Source organism: Pseudomonas sp. TH04 (assembly GCF_016651355.1).
Lineage (GTDB): Bacteria > Pseudomonadota > Gammaproteobacteria > Pseudomonadales > Pseudomonadaceae > Aquipseudomonas > Aquipseudomonas fluorescens.
Map to the genome: position 1 here is coordinate 4,021,097 of NZ_JAEKEA010000001.1, position 18,261 is coordinate 4,039,357.

General features: G+C 59.9%; 17 protein-coding genes. 11 read left to right on the forward strand and 6 right to left on the reverse strand.

What is annotated here, in order from left to right; genetic code table 11:
* Nucleotides 1-277: 277 nt before the first annotated feature.
* Together metK and JFT85_RS18045 are read right to left on the reverse strand one after the other, a co-directional pair.
* Nucleotides 278-1,468: a methionine adenosyltransferase gene (gene metK / locus JFT85_RS18040; protein ID WP_069552005.1), complete on the reverse strand. Its 1,191-nt coding sequence runs from the start codon at nucleotides 1,466-1,468 to the stop codon at nucleotides 278-280.
* 19 nt (nucleotides 1,469-1,487) lie between these two features.
* A complete protein-coding gene (locus JFT85_RS18045; protein ID WP_053258424.1) occupies nucleotides 1,488-2,483 on the reverse strand; it encodes an ArsR/SmtB family transcription factor in 996 nt (331 codons plus the stop codon).
* Between the two features lie 258 nt (nucleotides 2,484-2,741).
* On the opposite strand from JFT85_RS18045, the gene tkt reads away from it, so the two are divergent.
* The 6 genes from tkt (at nucleotide 2,742) to fba (ending at nucleotide 9,080) form a co-directional block, all read left to right on the forward strand.
* Nucleotides 2,742-4,739 carry a transketolase gene (gene tkt, locus JFT85_RS18050; RefSeq protein ID WP_201230236.1) on the forward strand — a complete coding sequence of 666 codons (1,998 nt, stop codon included), beginning with the start codon at nucleotides 2,742-2,744 and terminating at the stop codon, nucleotides 4,737-4,739.
* A 166-nt stretch (nucleotides 4,740-4,905) separates the two neighbouring features.
* The gene (gene epd, locus JFT85_RS18055; RefSeq protein ID WP_053258422.1) at nucleotides 4,906-5,961 is read left to right on the forward strand and encodes an erythrose-4-phosphate dehydrogenase; all 1,056 of its coding nucleotides are present in this window, start codon (nucleotides 4,906-4,908) and stop codon (nucleotides 5,959-5,961) included.
* A 17-nt stretch (nucleotides 5,962-5,978) separates the two neighbouring features.
* The gene (locus tag JFT85_RS18060) at nucleotides 5,979-7,142 is read left to right on the forward strand and encodes a phosphoglycerate kinase (RefSeq protein WP_053258421.1); all 1,164 of its coding nucleotides are present in this window, start codon (nucleotides 5,979-5,981) and stop codon (nucleotides 7,140-7,142) included.
* A 29-nt stretch (nucleotides 7,143-7,171) separates the two neighbouring features.
* Nucleotides 7,172-7,399, forward strand: coding sequence for a hypothetical protein (locus JFT85_RS18065; protein ID WP_053258420.1), 228 nt, complete (start codon nucleotides 7,172-7,174; stop codon nucleotides 7,397-7,399).
* Nucleotides 7,400-7,460: 61 nt separating this feature from the next.
* Complete coding sequence (locus JFT85_RS18070; RefSeq protein ID WP_053258419.1) at nucleotides 7,461-7,793, forward strand: MliC family protein; 333 nt, start codon at nucleotides 7,461-7,463, stop codon at nucleotides 7,791-7,793.
* 222 nt (nucleotides 7,794-8,015) lie between these two features.
* On the forward strand, nucleotides 8,016-9,080 hold the full coding sequence (gene fba / locus JFT85_RS18075) for a class II fructose-bisphosphate aldolase (RefSeq protein WP_003177554.1): 1,065 nt from the start codon (nucleotides 8,016-8,018) through the stop codon (nucleotides 9,078-9,080).
* 60 nt (nucleotides 9,081-9,140) lie between these two features.
* On the opposite strand, the gene JFT85_RS18080 is transcribed toward fba, so the two are convergent.
* Nucleotides 9,141-9,428 carry a hypothetical protein gene (locus JFT85_RS18080; RefSeq protein ID WP_017139393.1) on the reverse strand — a complete coding sequence of 96 codons (288 nt, stop codon included), beginning with the start codon at nucleotides 9,426-9,428 and terminating at the stop codon, nucleotides 9,141-9,143.
* A gap of 626 nt (nucleotides 9,429-10,054) precedes the next feature.
* Between JFT85_RS18080 and JFT85_RS18090 the strand changes: the two genes are divergently transcribed.
* Nucleotides 10,055-10,477 carry a hypothetical protein gene (locus JFT85_RS18090; protein WP_232005433.1) on the forward strand — a complete coding sequence of 141 codons (423 nt, stop codon included), beginning with the start codon at nucleotides 10,055-10,057 and terminating at the stop codon, nucleotides 10,475-10,477.
* A gap of 43 nt (nucleotides 10,478-10,520) precedes the next feature.
* Here the strand turns inward: JFT85_RS18090 and JFT85_RS18095 are convergent, their stop codons facing one another.
* Nucleotides 10,521-11,186 carry a polysaccharide lyase family 7 protein gene (locus JFT85_RS18095; protein WP_053258417.1) on the reverse strand — a complete coding sequence of 222 codons (666 nt, stop codon included), beginning with the start codon at nucleotides 11,184-11,186 and terminating at the stop codon, nucleotides 10,521-10,523.
* A 310-nt stretch (nucleotides 11,187-11,496) separates the two neighbouring features.
* On the opposite strand from JFT85_RS18095, the gene JFT85_RS18100 reads away from it, so the two are divergent.
* The 3 genes from JFT85_RS18100 to JFT85_RS18110 are packed head-to-tail and all read left to right on the forward strand — an operon-like array spanning nucleotide 11,497 to nucleotide 14,461.
* A complete protein-coding gene (locus JFT85_RS18100; protein WP_201230238.1) occupies nucleotides 11,497-13,602 on the forward strand; it encodes a putative bifunctional diguanylate cyclase/phosphodiesterase in 2,106 nt (701 codons plus the stop codon).
* Nucleotides 13,603-13,644: 42 nt separating this feature from the next.
* Nucleotides 13,645-14,145 (forward strand): M48 metallopeptidase family protein, encoded by a 501-nt coding sequence (locus tag JFT85_RS18105; RefSeq protein ID WP_053258415.1) that lies wholly within the window; start codon nucleotides 13,645-13,647, stop codon nucleotides 14,143-14,145.
* A 19-nt stretch (nucleotides 14,146-14,164) separates the two neighbouring features.
* Nucleotides 14,165-14,461 carry a winged helix-turn-helix domain-containing protein gene (locus JFT85_RS18110; RefSeq protein WP_053258414.1) on the forward strand — a complete coding sequence of 99 codons (297 nt, stop codon included), beginning with the start codon at nucleotides 14,165-14,167 and terminating at the stop codon, nucleotides 14,459-14,461.
* 114 nt (nucleotides 14,462-14,575) lie between these two features.
* On the opposite strand, the gene JFT85_RS18115 is transcribed toward JFT85_RS18110, so the two are convergent.
* A complete protein-coding gene (locus JFT85_RS18115) occupies nucleotides 14,576-15,028 on the reverse strand; it encodes a GNAT family N-acetyltransferase (RefSeq protein ID WP_053258413.1) in 453 nt (150 codons plus the stop codon).
* A gap of 198 nt (nucleotides 15,029-15,226) precedes the next feature.
* Between JFT85_RS18115 and JFT85_RS18120 the strand changes: the two genes are divergently transcribed.
* Nucleotides 15,227-15,964, forward strand: a complete 738-nt coding sequence (locus JFT85_RS18120) for a substrate-binding periplasmic protein (protein ID WP_201230239.1) — start codon at nucleotides 15,227-15,229, stop codon at nucleotides 15,962-15,964.
* 44 nt (nucleotides 15,965-16,008) lie between these two features.
* Here JFT85_RS18120 and yccS read toward each other — a convergent pair whose 3' ends face one another.
* On the reverse strand, nucleotides 16,009-18,192 hold the full coding sequence (gene yccS, locus JFT85_RS18125; RefSeq protein WP_078827459.1) for a YccS family putative transporter: 2,184 nt from the start codon (nucleotides 18,190-18,192) through the stop codon (nucleotides 16,009-16,011).
* Nucleotides 18,193-18,261: the final 69 nt, after the last annotated feature.

An 18,261-nucleotide genomic window follows, 5' to 3' on the forward strand; every position in this document is an offset into this window, starting at 1 on the left:
GGGGCGCCCAGCCTAAGTGATCCAGGCGGCCACAAAAAAGCCCCGACGCTGCGGGGCTTTTTACCGGGTGTTTCGAGTGACTTGAACAGGCCGCCCACGGCCTTCACCGCCTCGTTCTTATCCCGCTTGGCTTCCTGTGTTTGCTGCTTGGCGTCGACCTTGGCCTGGGAGCCAGCCAGTTTGTTACAGCCTTTGTTGACCTGCTCTCCCGTTAATCATCCGGCCAATAAAAAGCCCCGCAGGGTTTACCCTGCGGGGCTTGGTGTGCCGCGAGTGATTACAGGCCTGCAGCGGTGCGCAGGTCGTTGGCGCGGTCGGTTTTTTCCCAGGTGAACGTGGTGAAGGTGTCGTCGCCGACCGTCTTCTGCGCAGGGGTACGACCGAAGTGGCCGTAGGCTGCGGTTTCCTGGTACATCGGGTGCAGCAGGTCGAGCATGGTGGTGATCGCGTAAGGGCGCAGGTCGAAGATCTCACGCACCAGCTTGACGATCTTGTCGTCGCTGATCTTGCCGGTGCCGAAGGTATTCAGCGAGATCGACGTAGGCTGAGCCACACCGATAGCGTAGGAAACCTGAATTTCGCAACGCTCGGCCAGGCCGGCCGCCACGATGTTCTTGGCCACGTAACGACCGGCGTAGGCGGCGGAACGGTCAACCTTGGAGGGGTCTTTACCCGAGAACGCGCCACCGCCGTGACGGGCCATGCCGCCGTAGCTGTCGACGATGATCTTGCGGCCGGTCAGGCCGCAGTCGCCCACCGGGCCACCGATGATGAACTGGCCGGTCGGGTTGATGTGGAACTGGGTGTCCTTGGTCAGCAGCTCGGCAGGCAGCACGTGCTTGACGATCAGCTCCATCACGCCTTCGCGCAGGTCGGCGTAGGACACGTCCGGGTTGTGTTGGGTCGACAGTACAACGGCGTCGATGCCCACCACTTTGCCGCCTTCGTAACGGCAGGTCACCTGGGACTTGGCGTCCGGGCGCAGCCACGGCAGCACGCCGGATTTACGCGCTTCGGCCTGACGCTGCACCAGTTGGTGCGAGAAGGTGATCGGCGCTGGCATCAGCACGTCGGTTTCGTTGCTGGCGTAGCCGAACATCAGGCCCTGGTCGCCAGCGCCCTGATCTTCAGGCTTGGCGCGGTCCACACCCTGGTTGATGTCGGGGGACTGCTTGCCGATGATGTTCATCACGCCACAGGTCGCGCCGTCGAAGCCGACGTCGGAGCTGTTGTAGCCAATCTTGGTGATGACGTCACGGACGATCTGTTCCAGGTCGACCCAGGCCGTGGTGGTGACTTCACCGGCGATGATCGCCACGCCGGTTTTCACCAGAGTCTCGCACGCCACACGGGCGAACTTGTCTTCAGCAATGATGGCGTCCAGCACCGCGTCAGAAATCTGGTCGGCGATTTTGTCCGGATGCCCTTCAGACACGGACTCGGAGGTGAAAAGGGAGTATTCGCTCATCTCGATGATTTCCTGATATTTACCGATGGTGAGTGTCGCCAGCCGGCCGCTGAAAATGGCGGACCTGGATCTGGAAACCATTACGTAAACCTACATAGAGGCTTTCCCCGGGAACGAGTCCCGCAGCGGTGGCCCAACGGGCCAGATCGTCCTGTTCAAAACCCAACCAGAGATCACCGCAGGCCTCCTTGGCCCAACTCTGGTTGTGGCTGCATAAATCTGTAACCAGCAGGCTGCCGCCGGGTTGTAGCAAGTTTGCCATCTGCTTGAGGGCGTCGGCGGGGGCGGCGAAATGGTGCAGGACCATGTTCAGCACCACGCAATCGGCCCGCAGGCTGGTGTCATTCAACGCGTCTGCCAACTGCAGGCTGACATTGCCCAGGGCTTCGCGCTCACACAGCTGGCGCGCCAGTTCGAGCATCGCCGGGCTGTTGTCCAGCGCCGTCACCTGCTGAAAGCGGCGCGCCAGTTCCGGCAGGAAACCGCCGTCGCCAGGGCCGACTTCCAGCGCCGTCGCCTCATTACTGAAGCTCAGCTTGTCCAACAGCGCCAGTACGCTCTCGCGGTATTGCGGTAAACCGGCGATGAGGTCCTGCTGGGCGCGAAACTTCTCGGCAACCCGAGAGAAAAAGTCCTGGCTGGCGGCGGCCCGTTGCCCGTGGACCTGGGCGATGCGCGACTGCACATCCGCCGGCAGGCTCAAATTGTCGACTTCTTCGAGCAAAGCGCTGTGCAGCTTGCCGCCGAGCAGCTCGGTGTGGGGCAGGGCGCGGCGGTAAAAAATCGCATTGCCTTCACGGCGGGTGGCTACCAGCTCGGCCTGGGCCAGTACCTTGAGGTGGTGGCTCATGCCGGACTGGCCAATCGCAAAGATTTGCGCCAGTTCCAGTACCCCGAAGGAGTCGTTGGCCAGTGCGCGCAGTACGTTCAGGCGTAACGGATCACCAGCGGCCTTGCATAAGGCAGCCAGCTCATCGCCATCGTCAGGACGCAGGGAGGGCACGGGTAGGTTCATAAGGCCAGCAGTCTAGTGATGGGTGTAAATCCCTGCAAGGCCAATATCAAAAAGTTTTGATATTGGTCGATAAGTGGCGGTTATAAGCCACCGCTATAACCTTTAGACGAAGCCGTGGGGCGTTTCTGCAAGCGATTGCCGGGCAATGCGCAGGAAAAACACCGTCAAGTGACTATCTGTCATTGCCCGCAGGCGGTGGCTGAGGGAAAATGCCGGTCCTTTTTTCGGTTTCTATATTCAAACCCCAGGAGATCAGCGATGCCCAGCCGTCGTGAGCGTGCCAACGCCATTCGTGCCCTCAGCATGGATGCCGTGCAAAAAGCCAACAGCGGCCATCCCGGTGCCCCGATGGGCATGGCGGATATCGCCGAGGTACTTTGGCGTGACTACCTGAAACACAACCCGAGCAACCCGTCGTTCGCCGACCGTGACCGCTTCGTGCTGTCCAACGGCCACGGCTCGATGCTGATTTATTCGCTGCTGCACCTGACCGGCTACGACGTCACTATTGATGACCTCAAGAGCTTCCGCCAGCTGCACAGCCGCACCCCGGGCCACCCGGAATTCGGCTACACCCCAGGCGTCGAGACCACCACCGGTCCCCTGGGCCAAGGCCTGGCCAACGCGGTTGGTTTCGCGCTGGCTGAAAAAGTACTGGGCGCGCAGTTCAACCGCCCTGGCCACAACATCGTCGACCACCACACCTATGTGTTCCTCGGTGATGGCTGCATGATGGAAGGCATTTCCCACGAAGTCGCTTCCCTGGCCGGTACCCTGGGCCTGGGCAAGCTGATTGCCTTCTACGATGACAACGGCATCTCCATCGACGGCGAAGTCGAAGGCTGGTTCACCGATGACACCCCGAAGCGTTTCGAAGCCTACAACTGGCAAGTGATCCGCAACGTGGACGGCCACGATCCGGAAGAGATCAAGACCGCCATCGACACCGCGCGCAAAAGCGAGCAGCCGACCCTGATCTGCTGCAAGACCACCATCGGTTTCGGCTCGCCGAACAAGCAAGGTAAAGAAGACTGCCACGGCGCCCCGCTGGGTGACGCGGAAATCGCCCTGACCCGCGAAGCGCTGAAGTGGAACCACGGCCCGTTCGAAATCCCGGCCGACATCTACGCCGAGTGGAGCGCCAAGGAAAAAGGCCTGGCGACCGAAGCCGAGTGGGACCAGCGTTTCGCTGCCTACTCCGCCGAATTCCCGGCATTGGCCAACGAACTGGTGCGTCGCCTGGCCGGTGACCTGCCTGCCGACTTCTCGGAAAAAGCCTCGGCCTACATCGCCGAAGTCGCGGCCAAGGGCGAGACCATCGCCAGCCGTAAAGCCAGCCAGAACACCCTGAATGCCTTCGGCCCGCTGCTGCCTGAGATCCTCGGCGGTTCGGCTGACCTGGCCGGTTCCAACCTGACCCTGTGGAAAGGTTGCAAAGGTGTTTCGGCGGAAGACGCCAGCGGTAACTACATGTACTACGGCGTGCGCGAGTTCGGCATGAGCGCCATCATGAACGGCGTGTCCCTGCACGGCGGCCTGGTGCCTTACGGCGCGACCTTCCTGATGTTCATGGAATACGCGCGCAACGCCGTGCGTATGGCCGCGCTGATGAAGAAGCGGGTGATCCATGTGTACACCCACGACTCCATCGGCCTGGGCGAAGACGGCCCGACGCACCAGCCGGTCGAGCAATTGACCAGCCTGCGTACCACGCCGAACCTGGATTGCTGGCGCCCAGCCGACGCGGTCGAATCCGCCGTGTCCTGGAAGCACGCCATCGAGCGCAAGGACGGCCCTTCGGCGCTGATCTTCTCGCGTCAGAACCTGCAACACCAAGTGCGTACCGACGCGCAGATCGCCGACATCAGCCGTGGCGGCTACGTGCTCAAGGACTGCGCTGGCGAGCCGGAGCTGATCCTGATCTCCACCGGTTCCGAAGTGGGCCTGACCGTTCAGGCGTACGACAAGCTCACCGAACAAGGCCGCAAGGTGCGTGTTGTATCGATGCCGTGCACCAGCGTGTTCGAAGCCCAGGACGCCGGCTACAAGCAATCGGTATTGCCGCTGCAGGTCAGCGCGCGTATTGCCATCGAAGCGGCTCACGCCGACTACTGGTACAAGTACGTGGGCCTGGAAGGCCGCGTGATCGGCATGACCACCTACGGTGAGTCGGCGCCGGCGCCAGCGTTGTTCGAAGAGTTTGGTTTCACCCTGGAAAACATCCTGGGTCAGGCTGAAGAACTGCTGGAAGACTAAGGCTGTAGATTGAGGTGGCTGTACTGACGCCTTCGCGAGCAAGCCCGCTCCCACATTTGATCGGGTTCACACAGTTGCAATTGTGAACCCATTCAAGTGTGGGAGCGGGCTTGCTCGCGAAAGCGATCTAACAGCCACCCTATTACCCAAGGTAATCGAGAACCCCATGCCTCAACCGCGTCGCTACAAAGTTGCACTCAACGGCTACGGCCGCATTGGTCGTTGCGTCTTGCGTGCTCTGTTCGAACGAGGGGCGGCTGCCGGGTTTGAAATTGTCGCGATCAACGATTTGGCCGACATGGCCAGTATCGAATACCTGACACGCTTTGACTCCACCCACGGCCGGTTCCCCGGCGAAGTGCGGGTCGACGGCGATTGTCTGCATATCAATGGCGACTGCGTAAAAGTACTACGCAGTGCCACCCCCGAGGGCATCGACTGGGCGGCGCTGGGCGTCGACCTGGTGTTGGAATGCTCCGGTGCTTACAACACCCGTGCCGATGGCCAGCGTTTTCTCGACGCCGGTGCGCCGCGTGTGCTGTTTTCCCAGCCGATGGCCAGCGAGGCGGATGTCGACGCCACCATCGTCTACGGCATCAACCAGGACTGCCTGACCGGCAATGAACTGCTGGTGTCCAACGCCTCCTGCACCACCAACTGCAGCGTACCGCTGTTGCGCCTGCTGGATCAGGCGATTGGCCTGGATTACGTGTCTATCACCACCATCCACTCGGCCATGAATGACCAGCCGGTGATCGACGCTTATCACCACGAGGACCTGCGGCGTACACGTTCGGCCTTCCAGTCGGTGATTCCGGTGTCCACCGGCCTGGCGCGTGGTATCGAACGGTTATTGCCGGAACTTGCCGGGCGAATCCAGGCCAAAGCCGTACGGGTGCCGACGGTGAACGTGTCCTGCCTGGACATCACCATGCAAACCGTCAGCGATACCGATGCCACTGAGGTCAACCGGATTTTGCGCGACGCCGCCACCAGCGGCCCGCTCAAGGGCCTTTTGGCCTACACCGAGTTGCCGCACGCCAGTTGTGATTTCAACCATGACCCGCATTCGGCGATTGTCGATGCCAGCCAAACCCGTGTTTCCGGCCCCAGGCTGGTGAACATCCTGGCCTGGTTCGACAACGAATGGGGGTTTGCCAACCGAATGCTGGATGTTGCGGACCATTATCTGCACATCGCCTCTAAACAACCTCAACAGTAATTCAGGAACTGCGACCCATGACCGTGTTGAAGATGACCGACCTCGATCTGCAAGGTAAGCGCGTACTGATTCGCGAAGACCTCAACGTCCCCGTCAAGGACGGTGTTGTCACCAGCGATGCGCGAATCCTGGCCTCGCTGCCGACCATCAAGCTGGCCCTGGAAAAAGGCGCGGCCGTGATGGTCTGCTCCCACCTGGGTCGCCCGACCGAAGGTGAGTTCTCCGCCGAAAACAGCCTCAAGCCGGTGGCCGACTACCTGAGCAAGGCGCTGGGCCGTGACGTGCCGTTGGTGGCTGATTACCTGGGTGGCGTCGACGTCAAGCCAGGCGACATTGTGCTGTTCGAAAACGTGCGCTTTAACAAAGGCGAGAAAAAGAACAGCGACGAACTGGCCCAGCAATACGCAGCCCTGTGCGACGTGTTCGTAATGGACGCCTTCGGCACCGCTCACCGCGCTGAGGGTTCGACCCACGGCGTGGCCAAGTTCGCCAAAGTCGCCGCCGCCGGCCCGCTGCTGGCCGCTGAGCTGGATGCACTGGGCAAGGCCTTGGGCGCTCCGGCGCAACCGATGGCTGCCATCGTGGCCGGTTCCAAAGTTTCCACCAAACTCGACGTACTCAACAGCCTGAGCCAGATCTGCAACCAGTTGATCGTCGGCGGCGGCATTGCCAATACCTTCCTGGCGGCAGCCGGTCACCCGGTGGGCAAGTCCCTGTATGAGCCGGACCTGCTCGACACCGCCCGCGCCATCGCGGCAAAAGTGAGTGTGCCGTTGCCGGTGGATGTGGTGGTCGCCAAGGAGTTTGCCGAAAGCGCCGCAGCCACCGTCAAGCTCATCGCGGACGTGGCTGCCGACGACATGATCCTGGATATCGGCCCGCAAACAGCGGCCAACTTCGCTGAACTGCTGAAGTCGTCCAAGACCATTTTGTGGAACGGCCCGGTTGGCGTGTTCGAGTTCGATCAATTCGGCAACGGCACCAAAGTCCTGGCCCAGGCTATTGCTCAAAGCGCTGCCTTCTCCATCGCCGGCGGTGGCGACACCTTGGCAGCCATCGATAAATATGGCGTTGCTGACCAGATCTCCTACATTTCTACCGGTGGCGGCGCATTCCTGGAATTCGTCGAAGGCAAAGTCCTGCCGGCCGTTGAAGTGCTGGAAACCCGAGCCAAAGGCTAAGGCTCGTGATCCGGAAAAGGAGTCTTCCCATGATCAAGTCGTTGGCACTGGTAATCGCAGCAGGCCTGTTGGCCGGCTGCGGTAGCACGCAACGCGCAGCGCCGGACTCTGAAAAGCCGGCGCCGGGGCAGAAAAAGAGCTGCTACCAGGCTGACTGGCAAGCCGAGACCATGCCGGTGATCAACAAGCGCATCGGCAATGAACGGCTGGAGAAATACGACGCTGCGCCCAACGGTCAGGAACAGGGTTGCCCATGACCGGTCTGATCAATTAACCGACAGCAGTGGCGGCCTTCGGGTCGCCGTTCGAGGATTGGCAATGAAAGGCGTATTCGCCCTGGTTGCAGTGGCCTTATTGGCCGGTTGCAGCAGCATGAACATGTTCAACAAGGCAGAGCCGGCGGACAAGTGGACGACCTGGACTTGCGACAGCAAGGCCGAGATCAACTGGCGCTTTGCCAATCAGGCTCGTTCCGAGGTGGATGTTCGCCTCGGTGGTTCGGACCAGGTTTACCGTCTTAAGCAAGACGTTGCCGCCTCGGGCGTGCTGTACAGCAACGATCAATTGGCGTTTCACACAAAAGGTGAGGAAGGCCTGATTTACTGGGTCGCCACCGATGATTTGATCGGGCGTGGCTGCAAGGCCCAATAAGACAGAACATGATCTCGAATGTGATGAGACCAAAATGTGGGAGCGAGCAAGCCTGCTCCCGCAGTAGATCCGGTTCCAAAGTGACATGGATTTTGAACCGGACACTGCAATAACGATTCAGCAGGCCAGGCCTTAACCCCTTGATCTGCAATAACTTGAATAGCAGCCGCCGCTACGGCAGGCTTGCACGATTAACGACCCTCGATCGGGAGAGACAACACAATGGCACTTATCAGCATGCGTCAAATGCTGGACCACGCAGCCGAGTTCGGCTACGGCGTCCCAGCCTTTAACGTCAACAACCTTGAGCAGATGCGCGCCATCATGGAAGCCGCTGACAAGACCGACTCCCCAGTGATCGTCCAGGCTTCGGCCGGTGCCCGCAAATACGCCGGCGCCCCGTTCCTGCGTCACCTGATCCTCGCGGCGATCGAAGAATTCCCACACATCCCGGTGTGCATGCACCAGGACCACGGCACCAGCCCTGACGTGTGCCAGCGCTCCATCCAACTGGGCTTCAGCTCGGTGATGATGGACGGCTCCCTGGGCGAAGACGGCAAGACCCCAACCGACTACGAGTACAACGTGCGCGTCACCCAACAGACCGTGGCCATGGCTCACGCCTGCGGCGTATCGGTTGAAGGCGAGCTGGGTTGCCTGGGTTCCCTGGAAACCGGGATGGCCGGCGAAGAAGACGGCATCGGCGCCGAAGGCGTGTTGGACCACAGCCAAATGCTGACCGACCCGGAAGAAGCGGCCGACTTCGTGAAGAAGACCCAAGTGGACGCCCTGGCCATCGCCATCGGCACCAGCCACGGCGCTTACAAGTTCACCAAGCCACCTACCGGCGACGTGTTGGCCATCGACCGCATCAAGGAAATCCACAAACGCATCCCTAACACCCACCTGGTGATGCACGGTTCTTCCTCGGTACCGCAAGAGTGGCTGGCGATCATCAACCAGTACGGCGGCGACATCAAAGAAACCTACGGCGTGCCGGTTGAAGAAATCGTCGAAGGCATCAAGTACGGCGTGCGCAAAGTCAACATCGACACCGACCTGCGCCTGGCGTCCACCGGCGCGATGCGTCGCCTGATGGCCACCAACCCGAGCGAATTTGACCCACGTAAATTCTTCGGCGCCACCGTGACCGCGATGCGTGACGTGTGTATCGCTCGCTACGAAGCGTTTGGTACTGCCGGTAATGCTTCGAAGATCAAACCGATCTCGTTGGAAGCGATGTACCAGCGGTATTTGAAAGGTGAGTTGAACGCTAAGGTGAACTAAGCCTTAAGCGTTTAAAAAGAAGCCCGCAGCGATGCGGGCTTTTTTGTGGGTGGGATTTGATCAGGCGGCGGTATCGAAGCCTCGGTGCTCGATGACGCGGAACACATCACTCACGTCCTGCACCAGAATACGTGCGGTATTGGCCACGTTATTCAGGTCGCGCTCGGCGAAGTCCGGCAGGCTGGAGCAGGCCATCAGGTTGAGGTGTTCGAGGGCGGCGTTGAGGCGTTCGCGCAGGCAGGCGTGGAGGTCGGGCAATGGGGCGGCGCTGTCGATCAAGAGCACGGGTGAATCGGTGGCGGACTCGGTGCAGGGGTAGAAGCGGCGGGGTGGTAATGGGTCGGTCATGGCAAATATTCCTCGTATCTAGAAGGACTACCGCCGATCGCTGCGAAACGAATGGGTGGTAGCTGTGTGCGGGTTCGCAGACCGAGGATACGAGGAACCCGGCAGACCCGAAGGTCTCCCACACACAGCCACCATAAAGTAAACGTCGGGCGCAGAAGCGCTCCACGTTGCATTCATGATGCTCGGTTACACACGTATCGTTAGGGCTGCGAAACCCTATCGCTGTTCTCAGCGACCGGCGAACTATAAGCGGCGATCTGTCTGCCCGCAACGGTCGTGTAAGACCAACCTCGATCTCTAAATCGATGGAGATCCAATGTGGGAGTCGGGCTTGCCCGCGATGGCGGTGTGTCAGGCACGCAAATATTGGCTCATTCACTGCCATTGCGGGCAAGCCCGGCTTCCACACGGACAAGCGGTGTGTTTAAGCGGTTGGATTGCCCATGAAGTGTCCTTGGGTTTATCAGACATTGCCTACAAATCGAAACGCCCCGGTGTTTTTACAATCGGAAGTTTCCGGGAACGAGTGAATTGAGTTCGCTGTGTTTTCACAGTTTTTCTGTTTTGTTCGTGCGTCATTGAAAGCGCGCTTTTTTCGGCCTCGGATCATTTAAGGTTTGGCCTTGATGATATTCAATGATGGAGAATTGATGATGGGTTTTATTAAAACAGTTGGCGTCATTCTGGCGCTGGCAGCAACAGGCTCTTTTGCATACGCGGATAGCCGGATTTTTACCGCGTCTGTTGATGATAAAGGCCAGATTACTGCGCAATCACCCCAGTGGCTGAAAGAGATAAAGTTGACGGCGCAGCCTGATTATTTCTCGGAATACAAAGTCCGCTTCGTGCCCGGTGTCTTTAAGCAGCCGCCACGATTCTGTACAGTTTCCGTCACGGATGTCAGTTCCAATGAACATATCTTTTATGGCCATGCCAAGTTGGGCAGTGTCCCGGCCATCAACTACGTCAACGTATTAACACTCAAAGTAGGCAATAACAAACCCTCCGGCGATTCTTCGATGGGCTTTATGCTGATGTGCGTTGAATAAACCCTCCAAGCAGCCCCGCTGTTAACGGGGCTTCTTTCTCGCGCTACTCGTGGTCAATGTCCAACTTGGCAAACGTCACGCGTGCGCCTTCCTTACTGTTCCCACTGTTGTCCTGCACATACACCCCTGCCTTGAAGTACAGCGGTTTCGCAGCCCACGCGGCGCCAATGCGCTCGTTCCATTGGCCGTCTGCGGCAGATACGCTGAGCAAGCCGGCCTTATTGAGGTTGATCACATAGGTGAAGCTCTTATCCAATGGCACGTTACTGGCGACGGTGACCACGCGCCCCTCACCATCATCCGGGCGCATGCGCACCTTGGCGACGATGTTGCCGGTCTGGGTCTTTTCCTTGAATTGGTATTCCAGCTTGATCAGCGGTTTCTGGCTGTCGTACGCGTGAATCTGGCCGATGACCACTTTGCCGCTGGAAGGCACTTGGTTGACGGTCACGGTGGCGCGCAGGAAGTTGTTGGCCTCGTTGTAAGTCCAGTTGCGCAGGCGCCCGTCGGCGTAGGTTTCGCGCAGTTCGCTGCGCGGGTAGATGGCGTTTTCGGTGCGGGTGCCGGTCACGGGTGTCCAGAATTGCACGTTGCTGCCTTCGGCCTGGAAATATTGGTCCTTGAAGCCGCTCAACAGTTTTGGGGTGTCGATGGTCGCAGGCGGGGAGCCGACAGGAATGCTCAGGTTCCAGGTGGAAAGGTCGATCATGGTGTTGGCCTTTTACAGAGGGTGACGGCTTTGGCCCGGGGGCCTTACAGGTTCTTTATAAGCGCTGATCGTCCTGTTGTTAAACAATTGCTGGCAATTTATTGGCGTCAGAGGAATGCCAAAAAGCCATGTTTCCCATGGCCCGTGGGCTGTGGGTCCTTACCGTTAGTCGGCTTCCTAAGCTTTGGCGCAATGATGGCACCCACGTCACTTCTGATTTTTTAGAACCGGGGCTAGAGTGAGGCCTCAGTGTTTGTCCGGTTTTTGGATGAGAAGTGACCGGTGCAGCTCCTCAAGGAAGATACGTAGCATGGATTGCGCTCCATACCTCGGCGATGGCAGTTCGGTTCTTCTGGTGGTCGACGACTACCCGGAAAACCTCATCAGCATGCGTGCGCTTTTGCAGCGTGAAGATTGGCAAGTGATGACCGCGGCTTCAGGGCTGGAGGCGTTGGAATTATTGTTGGCGCACGAAGTGGACCTGGTGCTGCTGGACGTGCGCATGCCGGGCATGGATGGCTTTGAGGTGGCGCGGCTGATGCGTGGCAGCCAGCGTACGCGCATGACGCCGATTATTTTTCTGACGGCACATGCACAGTCTTCTGCGGCGGTACTCGAAGGCTACGCCAGTGGCGCCATCGACTACCTGTTCAAGCCCTTTGACCCCCATATTCTAAAACCCAAGGTGCAAGCCCTGCTCGAGCAGCAGCGCAACCGCCGAGCCTTGCAGCGCCTGAGCCGTGACCTGGAATCCGCGCGGGCCTTTAATGCCTCTGTGCTGGACAACGCCGCCGAGGGCATCCTGGTGGTGGGTGAGGCCAGTGTGATCCAGTATGCCAACCCGGCCATTTCGCGGTTGCTGAATGCCACGATGGCCGAGTTGCAGGGCGAGAGCTTTCTGAGTTTCCTGCAAAAACCCCATGTGCCCACGTGGTTGGGGTTCCCGATGTACGAGGCGTATCGCAAGGGCGAGACCTGGCGCCAGCACGACGCTATTTTGCGCACCGGCCGTGGCCAGCAGGTGCCGGTGGCGTTGTCCTGCGCGCCGTTGCCCGCCGAGCAGAAGGCTATGGTGGTGACGGTGCTGGACATGTCCGAGGTGCGCCACCTGCATCAGAAACTGGAGTTCCAGGCGGTGACCGACCCGTTGACCGGGCTGCTGAATCGACGTGGCTTCCACCAGGCGGTGGAGAACACCTTGCTGCGCAGCGAACGTAATGGGCTGTCGCTGGTGTTGTTGTACCTGGACCTCGACGGCTTCAAGCGTGTCAACGACTCGCTGGGCCACGACGCCGGGGATCGGGTGCTGCGCTGGGTCTCGGAACAAATGCAGGCGTGCCTGCGCTCCTACGACATTCTCGGGCGCATGGGCGGGGATGAGTTCACCGCCTTGCTGGAGTTGGAGTTTCCCGAGCAGGCGGCGAAGATTTCGGAAAAACTGATCGAGCGCGTGTCTGTCTGTCAGCAAGTCGATGGGTTGGATGTCATGCTCGGCGTCAGCATTGGTATTGCGACCTTTCCGGACTGCGGCGCTGACTTGAATGGCCTGCTGCGCGCGGCGGATATCGCCATGTACGAAGCCAAGCGTGCAGGGCGTCAGCAATATCGCTATTACGATCAGGAAATGAACGGCCGTGCCCGTTCGCGCCTGATGCTCGAAGACAGTGTCCGTACCGCGATTCAAAACAAGGATTTCGCCCTGGTCTACCAGCCTCAGGTGTCGCTGGAGGATGGGCGTTTGCGCGGCGTCGAGGCGCTATTGCGCTGGCAGCACCCGAGCGTCGGTGATGTGCCGCCGGGCTTGTTTTTGCCGTTGCTGGAAGAGGCGCGGCTGATCAGCCAGTTGAGCGCCTGGATCTACCAGCAAGTCGCTGCCCAGCGCCGCGCCTGGCAAGCCACCTTCGATGACGAGTTGGTGCTGAGCGTGAGCCTGAGCAGCAGCCAGTTCAACATGCCAAACCTGGCCAGCCAACTGCAGCAGGTCCTTGAGCGGTATGGGTTGCAGGGGCGCCAGTTGGAAGTGGAGATCAGCGAAGACAGCTTGATGAGCAACCTTGAGGAAACCCACAAGCAGCTCAAACTGTTGCGTCAGATCGGGGTGCGTATTGCCCTGGATGACTTCGGTCTGGGCCGCTGTTCGCTGGCCCATTTGCGTGATCTGGAGTTCGACACGCTCAAGCTGGACCCGCAACTGGTGGCACGCCTGCCAGGCTCGGTGCGCGATGCGGCGATGGCCCGCAGTATTATCCAGTTGTGCGGGCACTTTGATGTGTTGGTGATCGCCGAGGGTGTGGAAACCCTGGAGCAGTCCCAGTGGCTCAAGGCGAATGGTTGCTCGTGTATTCAAGGGCCGTGGGCGGCACAGCCGCTGGTGGCCGAGGAAATGGCGATCTGGCCCCACCCCCGCGCGCTGTGAATTCGCTACACTGGCGCCCATTCGAACCCTGTTGCAGACCCCATGACCGCGCTGAAATACCTCCAGGCCTACCCCGCAGCGCTCCAGGAGCAAGTGCGCCAATTGATCGCCAAGGACCAATTGGGCGCCTACCTGGAGCAGCGTTACCCCGAACGTCATGCGGTGCAGAGCGACAAGGCGCTGTACAGCTATGCCCTGGCCTTGAAGCAGGAACACCTGCGTAACGCGCCGGCCATCGACAAAGTGCTGTTCGACAACCGACTGGACCTGACCCACCGCGCCCTGGGCCTGCACACCACGATTTCACGGGTGCAGGGCGGGAATCTCAAATCCAAGAAAGAGATTCGCATCGCCGCGTTGTTCAAGGAAGCCGCGCCGGAGTTTCTGCGCATGATCGTGGTACACGAGCTGGCGCACTTCAAGGAGTCGGACCACAACAAAGCGTTCTACAAACTCTGCGAATACATGATGCCGGGCTACCATCAGGTGGAATTCGACCTGCGGGTTTACCTCACGTATCGCGACTTGCAGGGCAAGTCCTAACCACATAAGGCTTTTGACCATGGACGTGAGCAAGACCAAAAGCAGTTTTTACCGCCGCCTGTACGTGGCGTACCTGATCGACAGTGGGCAGGCCAGCAGTGTCCCGGCGTTGACCGATGCCACCGGCATGCCGCGTCGCACAGCGCAGGACACGATTGCGGCATTGGCCGACCTGGATATCGTGTGTGAGTTCGAGCAGGCAGACGGCGCGCGCAATCATGCCGGGCACTATCGGGTTCGTAACTGGGGGGCGATTGATCGGGTGTGGATCGAGGCCAATCTGGCGTCGATCAAGCAGGTGTTGGGGTATCCCTGAATGTGGCGGTGATTGGGCTGAGGCTTTCGCGAGCAAGCCCGCTCCCACATTCGACCGCGTTTCAACGCTCGGACGCGGTCAACTGTGGGAGCGGGCTTGCTCGCGAAAGGGCCATCAGGCGCGTCGCATGCCTATATGGGGAATATCGTCTTCCAGGTATTCCTCACCCGCCACCACAAAACCGTACCGCCCGTAATACCCCTGCAAATGCGCCTGGGCTGACAGAAAGATCGGCGTCTCAGGCCAGATGTCTTCAATGCGCTTGAGGGTCTCTTCCATCATTTGATGGCCAAGCCCGGTGCCGCGTGCCGCCGGCGCAACGATCACTCGGCCGATCACCACATCGCCACCCTGTGATTCCGGGTCGAGCAAGCGCAGGTACGCCAGCAACTCGTCATCCTTCCAGGCCATCAAGTGGTGGGTATCACCCGAAAGATCCTGCCCATCGAGGTCCGGGTAAGCGCATTTCTGTTCAACGACAAACACCTCGCTGCGTAGGCGCAAAACCGCGTAAAGCTGCTCCTTGCCCAAGTCATCGTGATGTTTGCAAACCCATTCAACGGTCATGGCGTGCTCTCTTATTAATGTCTGTGGTCGATAGTAAGCGCCACCGGCTCCCCTGTCTAAATCGAGCTTTTTTGTGAATGGCGTCAATTTGCCACCATTCAGTGCAATCGCTGCGGGCTTCTTTGTGTAATCTGCAATGCAGGCTCATTGATGAGCTACTGTTATCAGGCCACTGCCTGCCCGCCAAGGACTTTGAGCATGCCGCGATTTTCTCGTGCCGTTGCTTTGATAGGAGTGTTGTTGCTGGCCCAGCCTGCGGTCGCACAACGCCTGCGCCTGGTAGCGGATGCCTGGCCGCCTTTTACGGATTCGACCTTGGTCAACGGTGGCTTGGCCACTGACATCGTCAGCACCGCCCTTGCTCGCGCAGGCTACGCCAGTGACTTTGAACAAGTGCCTTGGGCCCGGGCGCTGATGGGCGTGGGCGACGGCCGCTATGACGTACTGATCAATGCCTGGTACGACGATGCTCGTACGAAACTGGGGCAGTTTTCCGCTGAGTATCTGCTTAACCGTGTGCGCTTTATCAAGCGCCGCGATGATCCCATCGATTATCAGAACCTGGAGCAACTGCACGACGAAGCCATCGCCGTGGTGCGCGGGTATGCCTATTCGGCGGCGTTCGATCAGGATGAACGCCTGCAGAAGGTGCCTGTGCATAGCTTCGCCATGGCCGTGCGCATGCTCGCGGCGCAGCGCGTGAGGCTGACGCTGGAAGATGAATATGTTGCCCGCTATTACCTGGCCCGCGAGTCGGCGCGGGTGCGTAATGCGGTGGAGTTTTTACCCAAGCCGCTGAGTGAAAACAGCCTGCATATTCTGGTGAGCCTGAAGAACCCCGAGCATGAGCAGATCGTCGCCAGCTTTGACCGGGAGATTGCGAAGATGAAGGTCGACGGCAGTTACGAGCGGTTGATGAAAGCGCATGGGATGTGACGCGGTCGCTGGAGCACTCGCCGCAACAGCCCGTTAGCCACAGATTAAGTCGCGCTGGTATCTTTGATCAGGTGCGCCGCCAGCGTTCGCAACGGCCCCAACTGCCGACAGATCAACGCTAATTGTGTTTGCACCAAGCGCTGTCCTTCATCGATCTCATCCGGCATCTGTTCCAGTTCCGCCGCCAGGGCCTCCTCGGCATCGCTCTGAATCGCGACCGGCTGCTTATTCGCCAGCCCGGTGGCGATCTCATCGATGCTCGCCGCCAGGCTGTTGCCAGCGCCCTCGATCAGGTGCTCACGCACTTCGGCCGGCAGTTGGGTCTCGCGGTGTGCGCCCAGCCCCGACAGGTAGCTGAGCAAGGTGTGCGACAGCACCAGGAAGCGGAAGCCGACGTCGGCTTCCTTACGGAAATGCCCCGGCTCCATCAACATATTGGCCAGTGTGGTGGACAGCGCCGCATCCGCGTTGTGGGCGTTGCGCCGCGCCAGCCGATAAGCCAGGTCGTCGCTCTTGCCCGCCGCGTATTGCTGCATGATCTGGCGCAGGTAGATGCTGTTGCAGGTCAGGGTGTTGGCCAGCACCTTGTTCAGGCGGCGACCTTGCCAGTCCGGCAGGAACAGGAAGACCGCCAGGCCGGCGATCAGGCTGCCGAGCAAGGTATCCAACAGCCGTGGCAGGAACAGCCCGTAGCCATCGCCGACCTGGTTGAAGCAGAACAACACCATCAGCGTGATTGCCGCCGTGGCCAGGGTGTAGCGGGTGGTGCGGTTGATAAAGAACACCAGGCCTGCGGCAATAGCGAACAGCGACTGCACCAACGGGCTTGGGAACAGATCGAACAGCGCCCACGCCACGGTCAAACCAATGGCAGTGCCGATGATCCGTTGGCCAAGCTTGCGCCGGGTTGCGCCGTAGTTGGGCTGGCAGACGAACAGGGTGGTGAGGATGATCCAGTAACCCTGAGAAGCGTGAATGGCATGCAAGGTGCCATAACCGATGGTCAGCGCCAGGGCGAGGCGCAAGGCATGGCGGAACAGCAGTGACGTCGGCGTCAGCTGCGTGCGCAGGCGCGTCCACATTTCTTTCAGGTTGCGCGGGGCGCGGTCCAGCAGGTTGCTGTCGGTCGCATCGGCGAGTGAGTCGGGGTTGCTGGCGTCGCCAAGCAGACGGTCGAGCGTGGACAAGTTGGCGGCCAAGGCCCGCAACGAGCGCAACAGGCCGCGCCACGCGGGGTTGCTCTGGATGCGCAGGTGTTCCAACGAGGCATTCAGGTCGCCCAGGGCTTCGGCGAAGCTGTCGTCATAAACGAAGGGCTGGCGCAGCTGGATCGACTCGCCCAGGCTCTGGCAGGCCTTGCCTTGCTGGCGTAGCAGGCGCTGGCAGCGGAACAGCACATCGCTGTGGAAGAAGGCGTCGGCCAGGGCGTTGTAAGGGTAGTGGGACGAACTGGCGCGCTCGTGGATGTCCTGGGCCAGGAAGTACAGCTTCAGGTAGCGGCTGACCTTCGAGCCCGGTCGACCATTGCCCACCCGGTGCAGGATGATTTCTTTCGCTGCATTCAACGCCGCAACAACGCGACCATTTTGCTGGGCCAGTTCCAGCCGCCGCGCTTCCACATCCAATTGGCGGATCGGTTCGAACAGCGACGATTTGAGTTTGAGGTAGCGCCCCAATTCGCGAAACAGCCGCGCCAGGCTCTGTTGCACCGGCTGGTTGGAAAACAGTGCCTGCCACAGCACCGACAACACGCCATACCAGGCGGCACCAGCCACCAGCAGCAGCGGCTCATGCCAGAAGTCGCTGACAGCCCCCCCGCGCTGGTCCACGCCGATCATGGTGTATACCGACAGGATCAAGGTGGCCGACGCAATCGCGCCATAGCGTTCGCCGAGGGCGCCGAGCATGGTCAGGCAGAAACTGGCCAGGGCCAGGGCGATGGCGAAAATCCAGGGATAAGGGAACAGCAGCTCCACCGACAGCGCAGCGATGCTGAAACACACCAGCGTTACCGCCAGGGCATTGAGGCGGCCTTGCCAGCTGTCATCGGTCTCGGCCAGGGCGCTGGCGATAATCCCCAGGAACAGCGGGATCAGCAGGGTCATTTCATCCTGATACCAGCACAGCGCCATGCTGCCGGTGAGGGCGATGAACACCCGTACGCTGTAACTGAATTTATCCAGCGCCCACAGGCGCCGCATGGACTGCTTGAACGAGGTCGATGACATGAAGTCTGGAGTCTTCCTGGACGATGCCGCTAAATTGAGCCAGTAATGACGCCACGGCAAGCGTGGCGA